General features: G+C 37.8%; 23 protein-coding genes. 4 read left to right on the forward strand and 19 right to left on the reverse strand.

The genetic code is table 11. The features are described from left to right. Positions 1-53: 53 nt before the first annotated feature. Entirely contained in the window at positions 54-965 is a 912-nt protein-coding gene (locus IHV09_RS11925) for an SDR family oxidoreductase (RefSeq protein WP_197264590.1), read from the reverse strand. Between the two features lie 87 nt (positions 966-1,052). Here IHV09_RS11925 and IHV09_RS11930 point away from each other — a divergent pair, with 87 nt between their 5' ends. Further along, positions 1,053-2,012, forward strand: coding sequence for a helix-turn-helix transcriptional regulator (locus tag IHV09_RS11930; RefSeq protein WP_197264591.1), 960 nt, complete (start codon positions 1,053-1,055; stop codon positions 2,010-2,012). 867 nt (positions 2,013-2,879) lie between these two features. Here the strand turns inward: IHV09_RS11930 and IHV09_RS11935 are convergent. The 10 genes from IHV09_RS11935 to IHV09_RS11980 form a co-directional block, all read right to left on the reverse strand. Continuing rightward, complete coding sequence (locus IHV09_RS11935) at positions 2,880-3,521, reverse strand: CPBP family intramembrane glutamic endopeptidase (RefSeq protein ID WP_197264592.1); 642 nt, start codon at positions 3,519-3,521, stop codon at positions 2,880-2,882. A 266-nt stretch (positions 3,522-3,787) separates the two neighbouring features. Then, on the reverse strand, positions 3,788-4,696 hold the full coding sequence (locus IHV09_RS11940) for an alpha/beta fold hydrolase (RefSeq protein WP_197264593.1): 909 nt from the start codon (positions 4,694-4,696) through the stop codon (positions 3,788-3,790). Positions 4,697-5,108: 412 nt separating this feature from the next. Beyond that, positions 5,109-5,957 (reverse strand): tryptophan 2,3-dioxygenase, encoded by an 849-nt coding sequence (kynA, locus tag IHV09_RS11945; RefSeq protein ID WP_197130361.1) that lies wholly within the window; start codon positions 5,955-5,957, stop codon positions 5,109-5,111. A 120-nt stretch (positions 5,958-6,077) separates the two neighbouring features. After that, positions 6,078-6,518, reverse strand: a complete 441-nt coding sequence (locus IHV09_RS11950) for an SRPBCC family protein (RefSeq protein WP_197264594.1) — start codon at positions 6,516-6,518, stop codon at positions 6,078-6,080. 9 nt (positions 6,519-6,527) lie between these two features. Next, on the reverse strand, positions 6,528-7,310 hold the full coding sequence (locus IHV09_RS11955) for a metalloregulator ArsR/SmtB family transcription factor (protein WP_231618288.1): 783 nt from the start codon (positions 7,308-7,310) through the stop codon (positions 6,528-6,530). A gap of 156 nt (positions 7,311-7,466) precedes the next feature. Continuing rightward, the gene (locus IHV09_RS11960; protein WP_066395381.1) at positions 7,467-7,655 is read right to left on the reverse strand and encodes an alpha/beta-type small acid-soluble spore protein; all 189 of its coding nucleotides are present in this window, start codon (positions 7,653-7,655) and stop codon (positions 7,467-7,469) included. Positions 7,656-7,783: 128 nt separating this feature from the next. Then, the gene (locus tag IHV09_RS11965; RefSeq protein ID WP_197130365.1) at positions 7,784-7,972 is read right to left on the reverse strand and encodes a hypothetical protein; all 189 of its coding nucleotides are present in this window, start codon (positions 7,970-7,972) and stop codon (positions 7,784-7,786) included. A 65-nt stretch (positions 7,973-8,037) separates the two neighbouring features. Then, entirely contained in the window at positions 8,038-8,664 is a 627-nt protein-coding gene (locus IHV09_RS11970; RefSeq protein ID WP_197264595.1) for a phosphatase PAP2 family protein, read from the reverse strand. Between the two features lie 256 nt (positions 8,665-8,920). Further along, positions 8,921-9,844, reverse strand: coding sequence for a rhodanese-related sulfurtransferase (locus IHV09_RS11975; protein WP_197264596.1), 924 nt, complete (start codon positions 9,842-9,844; stop codon positions 8,921-8,923). A gap of 90 nt (positions 9,845-9,934) precedes the next feature. Further along, entirely contained in the window at positions 9,935-10,423 is a 489-nt protein-coding gene (locus IHV09_RS11980) for an ankyrin repeat domain-containing protein (protein ID WP_197264597.1), read from the reverse strand. A gap of 177 nt (positions 10,424-10,600) precedes the next feature. Between IHV09_RS11980 and IHV09_RS11985 the strand changes: the two genes are divergently transcribed. Then, a complete protein-coding gene (locus tag IHV09_RS11985; RefSeq protein WP_197130373.1) occupies positions 10,601-11,380 on the forward strand; it encodes a LysM peptidoglycan-binding domain-containing protein in 780 nt (259 codons plus the stop codon). 61 nt (positions 11,381-11,441) lie between these two features. Here IHV09_RS11985 and IHV09_RS11990 read toward each other — a convergent pair whose 3' ends face one another. The 3 genes from IHV09_RS11990 to IHV09_RS12000 all read right to left on the reverse strand — a co-directional run bounded on the left by IHV09_RS11990 (position 11,442) and on the right by IHV09_RS12000 (position 13,142). After that, on the reverse strand, positions 11,442-11,978 hold the full coding sequence (locus IHV09_RS11990; RefSeq protein WP_197264598.1) for an AAA family ATPase: 537 nt from the start codon (positions 11,976-11,978) through the stop codon (positions 11,442-11,444). A gap of 16 nt (positions 11,979-11,994) precedes the next feature. Further along, on the reverse strand, positions 11,995-12,267 hold the full coding sequence (locus IHV09_RS11995) for an AbrB/MazE/SpoVT family DNA-binding domain-containing protein (RefSeq protein WP_197130379.1): 273 nt from the start codon (positions 12,265-12,267) through the stop codon (positions 11,995-11,997). A gap of 332 nt (positions 12,268-12,599) precedes the next feature. Then, a complete protein-coding gene (locus IHV09_RS12000) occupies positions 12,600-13,142 on the reverse strand; it encodes a TetR/AcrR family transcriptional regulator (RefSeq protein WP_197130382.1) in 543 nt (180 codons plus the stop codon). Positions 13,143-13,231: 89 nt separating this feature from the next. On the opposite strand from IHV09_RS12000, the gene IHV09_RS12005 reads away from it, so the two are divergent. Then, the gene (locus IHV09_RS12005; protein ID WP_197264599.1) at positions 13,232-13,678 is read left to right on the forward strand and encodes a hypothetical protein; all 447 of its coding nucleotides are present in this window, start codon (positions 13,232-13,234) and stop codon (positions 13,676-13,678) included. A gap of 48 nt (positions 13,679-13,726) precedes the next feature. Here IHV09_RS12005 and IHV09_RS12010 read toward each other — a convergent pair whose 3' ends face one another. From IHV09_RS12010 to IHV09_RS12030, 5 genes are all read right to left on the reverse strand, one after another. Beyond that, on the reverse strand, positions 13,727-14,410 hold the full coding sequence (locus IHV09_RS12010) for an N-acetylmuramoyl-L-alanine amidase family protein (RefSeq protein WP_197130389.1): 684 nt from the start codon (positions 14,408-14,410) through the stop codon (positions 13,727-13,729). Between the two features lie 448 nt (positions 14,411-14,858). Further along, the gene (locus tag IHV09_RS12015) at positions 14,859-15,545 is read right to left on the reverse strand and encodes a DUF5694 domain-containing protein (protein WP_197264600.1); all 687 of its coding nucleotides are present in this window, start codon (positions 15,543-15,545) and stop codon (positions 14,859-14,861) included. Positions 15,546-15,556: 11 nt separating this feature from the next. Then, a complete protein-coding gene (locus IHV09_RS12020) occupies positions 15,557-16,285 on the reverse strand; it encodes an alpha/beta fold hydrolase (protein ID WP_197264601.1) in 729 nt (242 codons plus the stop codon). Positions 16,286-16,445: 160 nt separating this feature from the next. Next, entirely contained in the window at positions 16,446-17,318 is an 873-nt protein-coding gene (locus tag IHV09_RS12025) for a helix-turn-helix transcriptional regulator (protein WP_197264602.1), read from the reverse strand. A 196-nt stretch (positions 17,319-17,514) separates the two neighbouring features. Further along, a complete protein-coding gene (locus tag IHV09_RS12030) occupies positions 17,515-17,988 on the reverse strand; it encodes a YjdJ family protein (RefSeq protein WP_197264603.1) in 474 nt (157 codons plus the stop codon). A gap of 185 nt (positions 17,989-18,173) precedes the next feature. Between IHV09_RS12030 and IHV09_RS12035 the strand changes: the two genes are divergently transcribed. Then, positions 18,174-18,431 carry a hypothetical protein gene (locus IHV09_RS12035; RefSeq protein WP_197130405.1) on the forward strand — a complete coding sequence of 86 codons (258 nt, stop codon included), beginning with the start codon at positions 18,174-18,176 and terminating at the stop codon, positions 18,429-18,431. The last annotated feature ends 6 nt before the right edge of the window (positions 18,432-18,437 follow it).

The raw sequence follows: 18,437 nt of genomic DNA on the forward strand, positions 1-18,437 counted from the left end.
CAGTTTGCTAAATAATGCTCAGTTCACCTTCAGTAAGAAAAGCTCACTGTCTTTTACTTGTACCCCTCCACATTAGCTGGCTTTCCTGCCTCGACGACTTCTACCAAATATCGAAAACAATCAGGCTGTGAGCCATCTAAATCATAAAAGTCATATTTCTTAGCGAGGTCTCCGCTAGAGAATGATTGTCCATTTAGTTCATGGCGGTTCTCATCCATCGCTAATTCAGCTACGGCTCGTCCAACATAACGAGGTGTTTCAGATATGGCAAAATGCGCATCTTTTTCAATTCCATCCTGCCAATTTTCTTCTGTCACCCCAAATACTTCAAGCATGATTTCTGAACGCATCCAGCCAGGTGACACAGAAACCGCTGTACACTTATACGGTGACAGTTCGTGTGACAGCGCTTTCACCATTCGGTTAACTGACGTTTTTGCTAAATCGTAAAACATGGACACTCTATAATTGTTTTCATTGTATTCTTTTGTCCCATCTGTCATTTCAATCACAAGTCCCCCTTCGTTCTTAATCAACAAGGGAAGCGCGTAATGACTAGTAATGAGATGAGTATCAACAGCGAGACGTAGCATGCGCAACCCTTTTTCAAGGGAATGCTGCCACACAGGTGTACTCCATTCAATTAAATTTTCTCCACCCCAAATATCGTTCACTAGAATATCTAATCTACCTTGTTCCTTTTCAATACGTTTTACTAACGCTTCAACCTGTTCTGCAACAAGATGATCCACTTGAACCGGGATCCCAATGCCACCTAATTCATTTACCAATTCTGCCGTTTCTTCAATGGTTTCTGGACGGTTGTATTCTGAAACTTCCTTACGTGTCGTTCTGCCCGTGATATACACTGTAGCTCCTGCTGCTCCCAATTCCATCGCAATCCCGCGTCCTGCTCCTCGTGTTCCTCCAGCTACTAGTGCAATTTTTCCTTCTAAAGGTTTCATTTGCATTCACTCCCTTTTTGATCTATCTTTAGTTTAACCTTTAAAGTTGACATCCAATGTCATATTAAAAAAAACAGGAGTAAATAGATGAGAGCAGACCGTTTGATCAGCATCTTATTGCTGCTTCAGAATCATGGAAAGATGACAACAAAGGCATTAGCCAACGAATTAGAAGTAACAGAGCGAACCATCCATCGTGACATGGAAGCGTTAAGTGTTGCAGGAATTCCTGTACTAGCTGAGCGTGGCAAACATGGTGGATGGCGGCTTGTTGATCAGTACAGAACGAAATTGACAGGATTAAAAGACAGCGAATTAAAAACGTTGTTCCTTTCTCCTTCTTATCAGCTACTAAGTGATCTCGGGTTTACTAAGGACTGGAAAGAAGCACGCCAAAAGCTGTTAGCCGCTCTCCCAAACTCCCTTCAATCACAAGCGGATAACTTATGGAACAGAATCCATATCGATATAGATCCGTGGAAACAATCCCAACACGAAACGATTGCCCTTAATCTGCTACAGCAAGCTCTATGGGAAGATCGAAAAATACGTATTGCCTATGAAAAAGCAAACAAGGAATCATCAGACAGAATCGTAGAACCATTAGGGCTCGTCGCAAAAGGGCGCACATGGTACTTGGTTGCGGTATCTGATAAAGATATTAAGAATTTTAGAGTGTCCCGAATCAAGTCTGTAGAATTAACGTACGAATCCTTTGTCCGGCCAGGTAACTTTCAACTAGCTGATTATTGGAACGAATCAAAACAAAATTTTGTTAAGAATCTACCTATTTTTGAAGTAGAGGTGGAAGCTTCTCCAGCGATTATTCAACGGATATCTTATAGCGGACGCTTTGCACAAGTAGTGAGCAAAGGCTCACCGAATGGCAACGGATGGATTCCTGTAAAACTTACGTTTGATACAGAGCAAGAAGCTGCGTCATACATTATCGGATTTGGTGATCAAATGAGAGTTGTTTCCCCACGCACATTGATTGAATCTATTAAAAAAATCGGAGAATCGGCACTATCACTATATAAAAAATGATTTTACTTTTTGTAGGCGGGCTAGTTATGGAAACGAATGGCTTTGTTCCTCTTACGTAACTGCAGACTTTTTTATGTAAACATTACACTCTTAATTTTAAAAAGAGTACCCGACTTGCGGTACTCTTCTATTCATTATCTACCAGTTTCCTTAAATGCGTACTTATAAAGGGTTCTGAAGTAAACAAAAAGAAAAAGAAATACGACCAATGAGGAAAATATGAATTCATCATTTGAATGAATCCGTAGATATTTCTCTCGTGAAACCAAAAACATAAAACCAATCGTGTAGAGAAGGTCAAATACAAAGAAAACTTTCCAAAAGCTCTTTCGAAAGATTACTTTTCTGTAAACATATCCATAGATACCTAAAAGACCTATCACTATTATGATAAGATCAATCAACTCACGGAAATTGCTCATATCAATCCACAGAACGTTGTATGTGGAAATCAACAAGAAAAACCAAAAGTATATCTTCAAATATGCACCTCTTTCTTCAAGTTCTAGAGAGATTATCCATCATATACCTTTGGTAGCGTTTTGGTTCATGTGTTTAAATAATTTGTTATTTATCTAAAGAAGAGTAAACGTTTATTGAAAGTAACGATTCGTATGTAATTGTATTAAGAGAGACCGATAAAGCAATCGGCGGTATCGGGCTCGTTGACAGAACAACGAATGCTGAACCCAGATTTTTTGAAAAGATTTGTTCTCCAAACTGTAAAAAAGCATAATAAAGTTTAGCTTTATAAGTTTGTACTTTCCGATAATTCCAAACTTAAAGGGATTTCCGTGATTGGAAATCCCTTTTAATAAGCATCTATATATCACATAATATAACCAGGTCCATCAAGTAATGATTTCTTCAAAAAATAAAAACAGATATGAGAATAATACTAAACACATTAGCAATAAAATGTGAGATTGTACTTATCCAAGCATTGTTCGTTTTATAAAAAATAACACCATAAATCACACTGTTAATGAAAATAAAGACAATATCGTAACTGACGATAACAGCACTACCAACGGCGAAATGGCCGAGCGAGAATATGATTGAAGTCAAAATGATCGTGGGAATGATAGGTATATACTTACTTAATTGCTTTTGGAAGAAAGCACGCCATGCAATTTCTTCACCTAATGCTAAAACAGCAAGCTGTAGGACGAGTAACACTAGTTTATCAAATGAGATTACAAACTCTGTTCTACTATGAATATGGTCAATGAATTCTGGTAGAAAAACAGCTGCCAAGCTAAAGCAAATGATGTTCATCACTAAAGGTAAAGCAATCCAAAGCCATATTGTTTTCTGTTTTACATATGTACGTATAACTTTTATGTCTAAGCCATCAGAATCTCTCTTATCGAGTTTTCTATGAATAAAGAAAAACGTAATACCCACAATTACAGATAACCCTGCAATATTAACCCCAACAAGATTAGAAAATGAAACAATCGTCATAACAATCAATGCCACAAGACTTATACTTCTGTTTGAATTCAAATCTTTGATCTCCTATCCCTTACACCCTTTATGTACAAACTATCTTTTGAAGCAGACTACGTAAATGGAAAAATTTGATATTTAAAGCGTAACATAGTTAATATTCATTGTGAACGATTAACCTTCAATATCACTTACATGGACGATTTTAAAGTTCTACGTTAACCTAACCAGTTATTGTTATAAGCAATAACTCCTAGAATAGCACCCATACATCCTCCAAAAATACCCGCTACTATCTGCTTTTACAAGATGTTTCTCCCAATCTACTCATGTCTATCGATAAAGCCACTTTGGACTGATTCTTTAAAGTTAGTTAAAATGGATCTCCACACCTCTTCACTTTCAGTTAAAAAATGTCCAGCGTCTTCTAGATAATGAGTTTCTACATGAGGAATCTTGTTAGCCATGTTTCTAACCTCAATGATAGATGAAAATGTATCTTTCTCTCCATGCCAAACGATTACAGGTCTTGTTAACTTCTCTATTTTAAAACCCCAATATTCCGTTAATAATTTGCTCTCATCAAGTACTCCATCTACTCCTTGTCGGTACGCTTCTTTAGAGTGCAAAACTCCAATTTCAAGAACATCTTCCCTTTGAAGCATTTTGTTGTCCCAATCTGAGAGATAAGAACCACCTTTTTTTAAGTTTTCTATGTACAACTCGGGCTTTTGATCGATTATTTTTTTCTTCGATTTTTCTAATTGCTTAAGTAACCATGGAAAGTACTTCGTCATATAAAAACCGATACGATTCTCTTTTGACATCGTTGTTGGAGGTTTACCATTTTTGAACGGCGTAGCCGTACCAACCAACATACATAAGTCTATTTGGTTGGGAAGAGCATACGTTACAGCTGCAGCAAATGCTCCACCTCCTGAAACACCTAATACGGAAAACTTTCCTAACTCTAAATGCTTTGCTAGTTCTTCCATATCTTGAGCATAGTCAAGTAGTTTAAGATTAGGTTTCGTATCAGAAAGACCGTAACCGGGACGATCAGTAGCAATCAAACAAATTCCTAATTCTTTTGCGATCGGATCATCTTCTGTAAACCACACCCTTGACCCTGGTGTTCCGTGAAATAAGAATAATGGAATTCCTTCTAGGTCTCCATATAGGGAATAACCTAATAGCCTTCCGTCAGATAAAACCATGATGTTTTCATTCATAGAGAATCTCCCTTATCATGAGCTATTTTAGAAGTTTGAAAATAAGAGAAAGTAGCCCTTCTATGTCTTTATTTTATCATTGTAATTTGTAAGTTTAATCCATTTATGTGTCTTTTTATGTAATTTTGTTTTATTTAATTGCCCCTCATCTATTTTACAATTTATGTTAGAATTTTAACAAAAAGGATCAGGGAGGAATTGTTATTCATTTAGTGATGCATTCATTACTCACTTTTGTAATTGTATTCCTAATAAATTGGTTCTGGACTGAGCAAAGTTTCATCTTGAAACCTCTTGTTATAGGCGTGGTTTGTGGTGGGATTTTTTATGTTATTGAAAAGATGTTTAAAAGGAAAAATAATAGTAAAGAAAAGAAGCGTGCTGTGTAAACAGCACGCTTCTTTCAAAATATTTAAATACTCGTACGCAGATCCCAAAGCTCTGGGAAGAAGCGTTGGTCTAGTACTTTTTTGAGATAGTTCACGCCTGATGATCCCCCTGTTCCGACTTTAAACCCGATGATACGTTCTACGGTTTTCATATGGCGGAATCGCCACTGCTGCAGCCAGTCTTCAATATCTACAAGCTTTTCTGCTAATTCATACAGATCCCAATACTTTTCTACGTTTCGGTACACTTCTAACCAAGCTGCCTCTACTGATGCGTTGTATTCATAGCGCTTCGTCACATCACGGTTCAAAACTTCCTCGTCAATATGAAGTCCCGCTTTTGCGAGTGCCTGAATGGAAACGTCGTACAAACTTGGTGTATGAAGAGCAGTCGTTAATTGTTCGTGAAGGTCTGCGTCTTTTTTGTAGATTTCTAAGATGTGCGGTGTCTTGTAGCCGAGCGCAAATTCGATCATGCGATATTGATACGATTGAAACCCTGATGCTTGTCCAAGCTTATCTCGAAACTCCATGTATTCTGCTGGCGTTAAGGTTGAGAGTACATCCCATGATTCGATAATCTGAGATTGAATCTTTGAAACACGTGCAAGCATTTTGAACGCAGAATGAAGGTTCCCGCTCTCAATGGAAGAAATCGCAGAACGCGTTTCGTGCAGAATGAGTTTCATCCATAGTTCTGACACTTGGTGGATAACGATAAACAACATTTCATCGTGATGACCGGAAAGCCTGTTCTGACCGGATAAAATTTTATCAAGGTTCAGATATTCTCCATATGTCATCTGGTTAATAAAATCCGTGTGAATTCCTTTTTCTGTTTCTTTGCTGTCCAATTTGTTCTGTTCTGTCATTCTAATCCACTCCCCCGGACAAGTAACTTGATTGTTATCGCTTTCATTATACATGATTTTACGTAGGACTTTTTATAATTCTGCAGAAAAAAAGACTGTGCACCTACACAGCCTTTCATCTTATTTGTTTTGTTCGAGTATCTGCTTTATCTTTAGTAAATCTTTTTTGTTTGCTTTTTTCATCATAAATGACATAAAAGGAGTGACCATTTTTGAAAATCCAGTTGGAACCCCTTTGTTCTGGAGCGTCATTTTGGTTACTCCAACATTTTCCGTGTTCCACGTATAAGTGGTCTGCATCGGGAAAGGACCATTTGCTGTTGTCATCACTAACTTTTTACCAGGAACATAATCTGTGACTTCATATACGTATTCAAGTTTTCGTCCTAAGAAATAAGCGATAAACGCCATTTTCGAACCTAATTGCAGAGGTTTCATCGTAACCCATTCAATGGCTTTAATGTTGTCGTACCATTGTGGTGCATGATATGGATCGGCAGCATAGTGAGCGACTACGTCGATCGGACGATTAATGGATATCTCTGTTCTTACATCAACCATGAGAATCTCCTACTTTTGTTCAACAAATTTTTTCAAATTTTCTGCAAGCAACTCGTTCCAACCGTGGCGATGTGCTTCTTCCCAATGTGGTTCAAGAATCCCAACGGCTTGGTGAGAAAGCTGTAGAACAGTCCGATCACCGTCTTCAATAAGCTTGTAAGAATAAGAACTATTTACGGAGCCACTCATCCCTAGTAAACCATTCAAACGAATCTCTTCATTTCTTTTGTAATACATAACATTTCCCCATAAAGCTCCCTCACCATTTCCCCAATCTTCATAAAAACGGCCTGCGAGTTTAGGCTCCAAGATCAACTTCGAATCCTTTTCTCCCACTCTAAAGTGCCACCAACTACTTATGTCTTCTGTTAATGCTTTGAATACTGTTTCTTTTTTCGCTTGAATCACAATTTCTTGCTCGATATGAAAAGAGTCGATCTTGATTTCTTTTGTTTGTTCCATTTTATTACCTTCCCTTTCTTCTACTAAATTTTTGATCGCAAGCAATGAATTCGCATGCGGTGCTTCATATTTACTAACCCACCTGTTATACAGCTCTTGAAGTGGAATAACGTTCAAATAATTTACTCGTAGTCTGCCTTTGCGACGGATCGTAACGAGCTTTGCGTCAACCAGTACGCCTAGATGCTTCATGATGGCATACCTAGAAACATCATATTTCTCACTCAGTTCACCCGTCGTGAGTGGCTGACTTTTTAGATGATCTAGAATATCGATCCGGATGGGATGAGATAATGCTTTAAATACGTCAACTAACTCTTCATTTATCATGGGGTTGATGCCTCACCTGCTTTCCATCTCTTAATAAGTGACTAAAAGGTAACATATATAATATGTGACTTAAAGGTAACATTTAATAAATAGAATGTCTACAAAAAAATAAAACCCGGAACGAATTCCGGGTTTTTCTTACAAGGAGGTTACTGATTAACGAAGTCCGCCTAGCGCTTGTGCTACAAGACGCTTAGTGATTTCGCCACCTACAGATCCGTTTGCACGAGAAGTTGTGTCTGGTCCAAGATGTACTCCGAACTCAGCAGCGATCTCTTGTTTCATTGCGTCAAGAGCTCCTTGTGCTCCAGGAACCACGATTTGGTTGCTGTTATTACGTGCCATGCGATTTCCCTCCTTTGGGATAATATGTACGAAAAACTTTTTTGTTTTCCGTTAAATGTAGTATGGGTTAATTCTGAAAACCTATTCATAGAAATATAAATTTTTTTCAAAAAAAAAACAAGAACTCGTCACAAGTCCTTGTTTTTCAGCTCTTTGCTTAACAAATCTTCTTCTATTAATTGTGCTCTCTTTAACTCTTTCGCAGAATGTTTCTTAAAAAAGACTACCGTTCTCCACGCAAAAATCGTAAAGAGGGCAAGCGTAATTAAAGCCGGTATGTACTCAAGTTTGTTCTCTGGAAATACGATTGGCAACATATCTTTGCACCCTTTCGGTAAACAATTACGCTTTATTATACCAAAAACGAACAATAATTGATATGTTACACAGCTCTATTTGTGTTGTTTCTGTTAACGCTTTCTAGTTGTGTGCGACGTTTATCTGTGAGTTTGGTAAGAATGATGACAAGAACGATGCCTAGTACAAATCCTGCCAAAATATCAGATGGATAGTGAACACCAACATAGACACGGCTTAAACCGAGTAGGAACGGAAGGATGGCACCTGTTACTAGGATCCAGCGTTTTTGATACCGTTGATAAAAAAGAACAGCTGCAAACAAATAAAACGATGTGCCCACCATGGCGTTACCACTCGGAAAACTGTATCCGTCCTCTTCTAACAAGCGGTAGTCTTGTGGTCGTTCCCTCTGAAACATGGACTTCACTAGTAAGTTCAGACCATAAGAAACCAGAATACTTCCAATCAGCAATAAACTGTTTCTTATTTGTTTCATTATGATAAGAACGATTGCACCGAGTAAGCAGAGTCCAGCCAGCACTTTTGCGTCCCCTAAATGCGTGATAGCTAGCACCATTTCATTTAACCATTCTGTTCTGAGAGCCAAAACCTGTTCTCTTAAACTCGAATCAAAAGTGGTTATGAAACTTGAGCTATAAAACGAAACGCTGACAAAGATTAAAATAAATAAACTCAACATAAATTTCATTGTAATTCCCCCTACATATTATATTACTTCAGGGGATCCAATATTAGGAATAGCCATTGGGGGGATTACGGATAAAATTTGATTTACTACGTAATTAATTGAAATTACCTCGTAAAAAAATCCGATTACTACGTAATTTATTGAGATTACTACGTATTTATTTACCTGTGTCTCTTTCAAACAGACAATGCTCATATTTTCCACCATGAGTGGACGCTGTGATCATCAACTCTCTCACAAAAAAGAAAAAGTCCTCCTACAAAGGAGAACTTTCGCTTTCTGCTTCACATTCTTTTATATAACGGTTCCACGGATGTTCTCTGCATTCTGTGCTGCACGAGCGTTTATGCTCATGCTCGCACTCTTCACACATCAACAGATGCGCGTTGCATTCTGGATTTCCGCATTTTACGTAACGTTCTTCAGGGTTTCCGCAGTGATAACATTTGCCGACGACAACCTCTTCCCCTGTTCGGTTAACAGGTACGGAGATCCGCTCATCGAACACATAACACTTTCCGTCCCATAGCTTTCCTTTGGCTTCTTCATCATATCCGTAGGAGATGATTCCACCTTCGAGCTGTGAAACGTCTTTGAAGCCCTCTTTTACTAAGAATCCTGAAAACTTCTCACAACGAATGCCGCCCGTGCAATACGTAAGAACTTTTTTATCCTTGAACTGACTGAAGTTCTCACGTACCCATTGTGGCAGTTCACGGAACGTTTCCACATCCGGTCTGATCGCATTCTTGAAATGTCCGAGGTCGTATTCATATGTGTTACGCGCATCTAAGATCACGACATCTTCTGATTCCATCGCTTCAAGCCATTCTTTTGGAGAAAGGTGCTTACCCGTCAGTTCATTTGGATTCACATCATCTTCCAAACTTAAGTGAACGAGCTCTGGACGCACACGAACTTTCATCTTTTTGAAGGCGTGTTCGTTCGATCCCTCTATTTTAAAAACGGTATCTGCAAAACGAGGATCATTCTTCATCATCTTCATGTATGCTTCAGTCTGCTCCACCGTTCCAGATACGGTTCCGTTGATCCCTTCGTTCGCAACAAGAATTCTGCCTTTGAGTCCGATCTCTTTACAAAGAGCGAGATGTTCTTCTTTAAACGCATCAGGGTCTTCGATCGTTACGTATTTATAATACAATAAAATTTGAAAGTCCATCATTACCACCTACTTATGCATCTTAAAAAACTACCTTTCCTATAATAACAAATTATGAGAAAAAGAAAAATACAGGACGCATCCTGTATTTTAGATTTTATTTAATGTGCAGTTTCTCAAAATGTCCGCCGCCTCATGTGCCTCTTCATCTTCCGCCAGTTCAAGGGCTGTTTTTCCGTCCTCTTTAGCAAGGTATGGATCTGCTCCTTTTTCAACAAAGTAAGCGATCATTTCAGGATCGTTGTGCTGAGCGGCTTGATGTAGAATCGTCCAGCCTCCACTCTGCTTTTCGTTAATGTCGGCTCCGTGTGATAATAGGAGACTGATCATCTCTTGGCGATTCTTCATATTCGCTGCAGCGGCATGAAGCGGCGTGTTCGCCATGTTGTTTCCTGACTTCACATGAACATCAGCTCCATGTTCAAGTAGTAACTTCACGATTTCCATATGTCCAAAGTGTGCCGCTAGATGAAGAGGTGACCACCCTTCACTCAGTGTGTTTATGTTTGTATCCTCGTTTTTCAAAAGTTCCTCAACCACTGTTAAATTCCCATCCATTGCTGCTTGGTGCAGATTCATAGTATCCACCCTTTCTGATCGTTGTTGTAAGACTACTTCGACTTCCCGACACGAAAACCCTTTTACATACATTTATTTACAAAATTTTTCTCTCATTCCCAGTTGTTTCGCGGTCGAAATTATGTGAACATTTAAATTGTGAAAGTCGTTGGGGGAACTGGATATTCGGGGGATATTATGCGTTTAAAAATATTATCTTTATCATTGGCTGCTTTTCTTGTAATGACAACTGCAGCACATGCTTCAACACCATATACGGTTCAGCAAAATGACACACTGTGGAAGATCGCACAGCATCAAAATGTAAGCGTATCACATGTAATCGGAATGAATCGTTTGACAAGCCATAACATCTATCCTGGTCAAACGTTATACATTCCATCGTCTTCAAATCTACACAAAGTAGTAAATGGAGAGACTCTTAACAAAATCGCTTCGGCGTCAAATGTTAGTTTATGGGCAATTCAACAGGCAAACCCTCAGATCAAAGAGATCAATTGGGTTTATCCTGGACAAGTGATCGAGCTGCCAGCATCTGTTGCCAAACAACAGCCAGCACCAAAATCCGCAGCTCCTGCACAACCTTCTGTCGGCTCAACTGCTACTCAAGTTTCACAGCTTGTGAATGCAGAGCGTCAAAAAGCCGGCCTTGCCCCATTAACACTTGATGCTGAACTCAGCAATGTTGCTTTGGCAAAAGCTAAAGACATGATTCAGAATAACTATTTTGATCACAACTCACCTACTTACGGTTCTCCGTTCGACATGATGCGCAGCTTTGGAATCGATTACACAGCTGCGGGTGAGAACATTGCAAAAGGACAAACTTCACCTCAAGCTGTTATGACAGATTGGATGAACAGTCCTGGGCACCGCCAAAATATTTTAAGCTCTAACTATGACTCCATTGGGGTTGGCTATTTTGAGGGAGCTTGGGTACAACTATTTAAAAAATAAGGATCTTCCGCACGACTTTCCACTAAAAAAGCATGCAGCGCTTAAAGCCGCATGTTTTTTATTATTGAATGAATCTGTTTTCAAGCATTATTTCTTGAACGACTTGTTGCAAGTCCTTTGGAGTAAGTAAACTTGTATGAAGCAGATGCTTAGAGTCTAGTCTTGAGTTCAAGAACTCATGAAAAAGGATTAAACACCTTTCACCCATTTGCTCTTCTGCATCCCGCAAAGCATCTCTTTTTACTAACGTCTGTTCATCTGCCCAAAGGACAACATACTTGATGATTACGTTGGATTTATCGAATAGAAGTTTTAGCCACGCTGCATCCTTTGGAAAGGTTATGTAATCGATCACAACGTCACAGCCATGATCAATGAAGTTCCTAGTAAGGTGAAGAATGTTATTCCAGATCAAATCATGCTCCTGTTCACTTTGCCAAGGTTTCTTTCTGCCGTTAATATGCATATGACTTATATCATCACCAGAGAGATACGCGCTATTGGATAGACTTTTTACAAGCTCGATCGCAGTTGTTGATTTCCCGACTCCTGCTGGTCCTGATAGGAGATAAACGGTTCTTGCATGTTCTGTTGTCACTGGTGTTCCTCCATACTTAGAACTTTAATTCTAATTCTTCTAAAAGCGCTTTTGCACCATTCGGACTGAGTACGAACTTCCCGCCTGCACACATGGCATTTTGATCTGTCACTTCTCCTGTAATCACGCACGAGTTATTCGGTATGTATTTCTTTAAAATAATGCGGTCATTCTCTACAAAAATCTCGATCCCATCTTTAATGTCTAGATTCATCATACGTCGCAGTTCAATCGGAATAACAATTCTTCCTAACTCATCTACTTTTCTTACAATCCCCGTGCTTTTCATATGCTTTACCTTCCTTTTCTTTCTTCCAAACGAAGTAGTAAATTCTGTAATACATGTCACCTTACTCCAACACTTGGTAAATAATGTTTTTTCGTTGAATTAATCATCTCAAAAACTTCAATAAATAGGAAGAGGATATGAGTTGGGTTAATTTAATGGGCAGAAAGGACTAATTTATGTGTGTAAGATGCGAGAAAATGATATTACTAATTTGTCATGAGTCAAAAAACCTATAACATTTTCCCAAAATAAAAAACCTACAGTCAGATAACTGTAAGCTTCAAGCAAGTTTTTTCTAATAACATGTTATGGCCACACTAACTTTTCTAAAACTATTTTTTAAAGTCAGATAAGGCATTCAATGCTTTTTCAATATTAGACTCAAAATCAATTGCATCTAGCATAGCTATTCCCTCTATAATGATGAATGTTAAAGGCGCTAATTTCTCTTTTTCTTTATCGTCAGCTTGAATGAGCTCAGAGCAGTAATGAATAAAACTGTCCCCAATCTGTTTTGCAATCGAATGGTAAGGCTCTTCTTTTTTAGAAGCTCTTGCAATTAACTCTAGCCAAAGTTGAATGTAGGGTTTCACGACAGGGTTTTTAATCAATTTGTACAGGTGGGGTACTAATTGATTAAAAGGAATAGAAACTGTTCGCGCCTGTTCAAGAATAGTAATCAGGTTATCGGATATTTGAGTTAACACTTCTTTCATAAGCTCTTCTTTGTCATGATAATAATGAAGCAACATTCTGTCACTCGTCCCTGCCGCTTGTGCTAAATTTCTCAAACTTCCCGCTTGTAAACCATTTTCAAGAATTTGCTTTGCCATTTTATCTTGTAGTTCTTGTTTACGTAATTCGCCTTTTTTCATCACATTTCCCTCGTTGCATTTTTTATGTAGTATATGCTACATTTTATTTATGTAGCAAGTGCTACATTTTAAAAATGGGAGGGAGTCATATGATGAAGAACACTGAAGTTGCAGAAGTTATTGAGTCAGAGAAACCACGTTTATTTAGTATGAAACAAACAGGAATTCTAATTGCATTTGGAATTGTCTTTTGGTTTAGTGGAGCAATGGCTGTTAAATTCGGATATTCCGTTGGTTTATTTGGCAGAGAAGGAAGTCTGATTTCCTTCGCACTCGCTATACCAGTATCTTGGCTTTCCGTTTTACTCATCATTAAAGGTGCAGATCTTAAGCCGCTCCAGATTGTTCCTGGCATTGGACTAGGTCTTGCAACAGCTACTTTCTTTGATGGAATCGTTTTGACTTGGGGAACTTGGGTTTACGGTACAAATTCAGATCAGATTAGCTTTGGTGCAGCATGGATCTTATGGGGAGCTTTTACGTTTTTAGCATTCGCATTTATTGAAGCTTATAGAAAAGGAATAAAGTTGGCGTAGTTGTCAAAAAAAAATACCAAATACGCTTTAATTGCAGTGTATTTGGTATTACTTCACTCTCAAAATCTGACCTGGATAGATGCTGTAGTTATTATCAAGATTATTCCAACTTTTAATCTGCTGTATTGTGCTGCCATATTGCTGACTAAGAGCATAGACCGTATCTCCACTTACCACTGTGTGATAAATTGCTTTTTTAGGAAGGTTGAAGCTCTTCACAATTCCATTTACATGTCCACGCGCAATATTTTCAATAAAGGACGCCGTTTTTAGTTTATTGGCGTCATTTACGTTATCAATAAACCCATTCTCCGTTAATAGAGCAGGCATGTTCGATTCACGTAATACATGAAAGTTTGCTGTCTTCTGTCCACGATCGCTGAAATTTACGATTTTCAAAATTTCGGCATGCACATTATCCTGATACGTCGTCGTAGGTGCTGTTGAACCCGGATAGATGTAATCTTCGTACCCTGTTCCCCCACCCGCATTCGTATGAATCGATAGAAAAAAATCCGCTCCCCAAGCGTTTGCAGCATTGGTTCGGTCTGTTAAAGACTTCGTTACATCTGAAGTACGGCTCATTAAAATTGAAATATTGCTATATTCAGCAAGTAAAATATCTCTGATTCGAATGCCTATTTGAAGAGTAAGTGTTTTTTCTGTGAGGTTGTTCCCCACACCTCCAGGATCAGAACCACCATGACCCGGATCAATAAAAATTTTCACCATTTTCATCACCCCTATTATTCATCATATGTGGAATCTATGAAAAGGTTTGTACTTTACTAGAGTCTTCTAAAATAATGCATATAAAAAAGTAACGCACAAACGCCTTTTGTTTGATCGTGTCCAATCAAATAGATTTCTTCCCTCATAATCTATTACATAGAGAGTAATACTTCTCTATATCATGCATTACAAGGATATGGGGTGTCTTTTATGCGTAATTTCTTAAGTCTATTAGACGGATTATTTGCTGATAAAAAAATCCGTAAGACTCCACAAGACAAAAAAAGAATTGGCTAAAAATCTATAGTCTAGCTTCATTTGAAGTTAGGCTTGAAGTACATAATTTCTAAACTTATAGTTGAAGGATTATAAGAGTTCAGGAAAGTCAATGCATCAATACTAATAGAAAAAGACTCGTCCAGTGCGAGTCTTTCAAGGTATACGATAATTAGACTTGATCGGCAAAAGGATTGATAACTTTCCAACCCCTACCTTCAAACAAATTCTTTAACAGCCAAATGTGATCACTTCCGATTAATAAGAATATACGTTCATAATCATGTTCCGCAACAATCTTAACTACATTCTTAAAAATCATGAGTTCTCTTTCAAACCATTTATTTAGGAAGTTAAAACCAACCTTTTCTCCTTTTTCATCTTCAACTGATACAAAAGATAAATACATGTTTTCTATTTCTGCGATATAGTCTGCATGGTTTAATTCTTGATATGAACGAATTAAACTTGTATCAGATTTAACATCCGGGGTTTTTTCAGTTAAAATATTCATCGACCTGTAAATTTTCGGATATCGTTGCACGGAAAAATTGAGTTTGTCCATATCCACTTGAGTAAGATTACCTGTCCAATCTACAGCATATACATTTTCGTGTTGCAATTTTTGTGCTAATCTAAATCCTATTTGCTGAATTTCGTTTAAGGAGTAGTTCCCTTTTGAATCCTTATATTCCTTATTTAACTCATCATTAAATTCCATTTCCCACTCTAATGCTATTTTAGTAGGGTTAAAATCCAATAAGTCTTCAACCAATCTTTCAATTTCGTATTCTTTATCTTTTATTACCTCTGCATGTTGCTCAAAATGATACGTTCCTACAAGTATGATTTCTTTCATTTGGGATGACCTCATACTAAGATTAGATTACTATGATGTTGTATGAATGTAGATAAAGTTCTTATATATAAATCTGGTTGATCTCTATGTACCAAGTGTCCAGCAAATGGGATGACAGCTATTTGCGTGTTAGTATGTAATTTCTTATACGTAATTGCGGCTTCCACTTCGAGTTCTTCTCTTTCTCCTACCATACACAAGATGGGAGCTGTCACATCTGAAATTTCACCCGTTTCGTGAAAAGGATAAAATTCATCTGAGTTAAATGATTTAAGCAATTCTCTCCAATCATTGTTTCCATGCATTTGATTAAGGGCTTCTACAATCTCTGGATTTTCGAATAGATTCTTATGATGTTCTGCTTCTTGTCTACTAAGTTCTTCCCAGTTGTCAGGTTGTTTTGGAAATACACCAGAAAATGTTAGCGTCTTAACTTTAGACGGATATCTTTTGGCAAACATTAATGCTACAACTCCACCAATTGACACACCTGCAATATGGAACTCTTCAATGCTTAACGAGTCGAGTGTGTCTTTTAGATCAATAACACATTGATTAAAGTAATCTTCCAGAGTTCCTTCAGATTTCCCATGACCTCTCAAGTCAGGTCTAATCACTTTAAAATGATTTTCTGCAAAGTAATCCTTTTGCTCCTCATACTCTGTTAAACCCGTCATACCTCCTGAATGAATGAAAACAATAGGTTCTCCATCTCCTGCTGTGTGTGTATGTAAAATCATTTACTACAGCTCCAGTCGTTAAAGTATTTGTCACTCTACTAATTTACCATAATTTTCAATATCTAGTATGTACGTCAATAAAATTTAGAAATTAATAATAGACTCGCTAATGGAAGCCGAGTCTTTCGTTTTTTCTTGATAAGATAATAGTAAGCAATGGTTATTCATCAAAACCCAGGTTTATCGGTTGATCAGGTAAATTCTCTGATCCCATCATATTGGTAGTAGGCTCTGTTTCGTCAACTTCCTCAAACTGAAAACCATCTGCCCAAACTTTCCCTTGACCTGCCAACAGCACTCCAAAATGCATCGAAGCGCTTTCGGCAGGAACATCAAGCACCACTTTATAATAATTCCAATCGGAAGTTCCTGTAATCGAGCGGTTATCCATATTGTCGAATTGAACAACATCGCCTGATTGGTTGTCTACGCGGAACCATGCTCCACACTTTGTTACATCCTCTGTTTTCAAGTAGCACGACATCTTTATTCTCTTTCCTCTAAAACGATCCGCTGAAATACTTTGCATCATCGTTCCAAACTGTCCTTCACCCATATCCCCTGTTGCATACAAACACCCTGATTTGGTTCCAGTATGGAATACCTTATCATCTGTTTCCATGCGATAATCACTTGGATGCGAACCGCTTAACATCCACCCTTTTACTTCCGTTGTTTGATTCATTTCATCTTCCTCCATCCCACTAATGGTTCTCATCAGTTTTCGATACTTTCCCGGTGGCATGTTGTACAGTTCTTTAAATGAACGTGTGAACGCTTCTTGTGATTGAAACTGTAATGAAAATGCGATAGCTAATATGGACTCATCCGAATAGAGAAGATACATGGCTGCTACCGCTAAACGCCGCTTACGAATATACTCACTTATCGTTTGGCCCGTTTCTTTCTTAAAGATCCGCGATAGATGAAATTTTGAATAACCTATTTCATACGCATAATGTTCTAGGAACCAGTCATCTTGCAAATGTTCTTCAATGTAACGAATGGTCTCCTTTGTGACTTCACTATACATCCTGCTCACCTCACTATTATCATAATAGAAGGAGAAAATGAATTTTTGATATTATTTGCTATTCTTTCTATATTTTCCATACTTATTTTATGAACATCGCACGAAATAACACAGCCGAATTTAATTCGTTCTTTTTTTATAAAAAAATGCACTTCCTCTTCTCGAAGAAATGCAATCATTTAGTAATTATATATGCTTAATATACCTCTTGATTATTCGTTGTGAATTTTATCCTCAACATTACTGCAGCGATGCTACTCGACATTCCAGCTAACAGAAACAGCCAAGTAAACCATTCCAGACCCATAGTCGGAGATCTAAACGTTAATGAACTGGCTAGAAATAATGTAAGACCTAGCAAGCTAAAAAATAAGCTCAGTTTGTTCGTGTGATTTCTTAATAGCCATGTAGCAAGTAACACAAGAATATACAGCAAACTGATTGTCATAAGTATTGGAAATAGTGGTTTAAATTTTGCGGCGTAAATGAAATGATCGAATCCAGATATCTCAGAGACATTGGTTACGGTTCCATGCTTCCAGTTTGAAAACATAGCCGAGTACTTCCATTCCCACCACGTATCTCTTAATTCACTTCCTTCATACCATGCTGAAAACGTTGAAAAAAGAAACACAATAACTGCTAAAACAAATTGAATCACATATGACATAAGTTGATTTCCTCTCGCTTGATAATGTACCTTATTTTACCATACGATTCCATTCGTTGCTTACTACAATTTGACTAACTTTTACTCTAAGGCAAATTAATTCTTGAGAGGCAGTAAATTTCTCACCACCAGCATACATAATATGGTAATTTAATAATATATCATAAACTGAGGTGCAGCCATTTATGAAAAAGTACTTGGGGTTATTTGCAATAATCATTTTTATCGTGGGTTTGATTCCAACTTGGCTTGGAAAGTACATTGGATTCTTTGCAGCTTCTTATGCATGGTTTGCGCTATGGGGCTATATTGTAGCCTGGATCTTAACACTTTTCTCTGGTAAAGGGAAATGGAAAACGGCAAGTATCTTGACACTAACTCTATCTGGATTAATCGTGATCATTACTGTTTTTTTCTTGATCGTAACTTGGAATAAGCCCTAATCTATC

Origin of the sequence: Fictibacillus sp. 23RED33 (assembly GCF_015903925.1) — a bacterium.
Taxonomy (GTDB): domain Bacteria; phylum Bacillota; class Bacilli; order Bacillales; family Fictibacillaceae; genus Fictibacillus; species Fictibacillus phosphorivorans.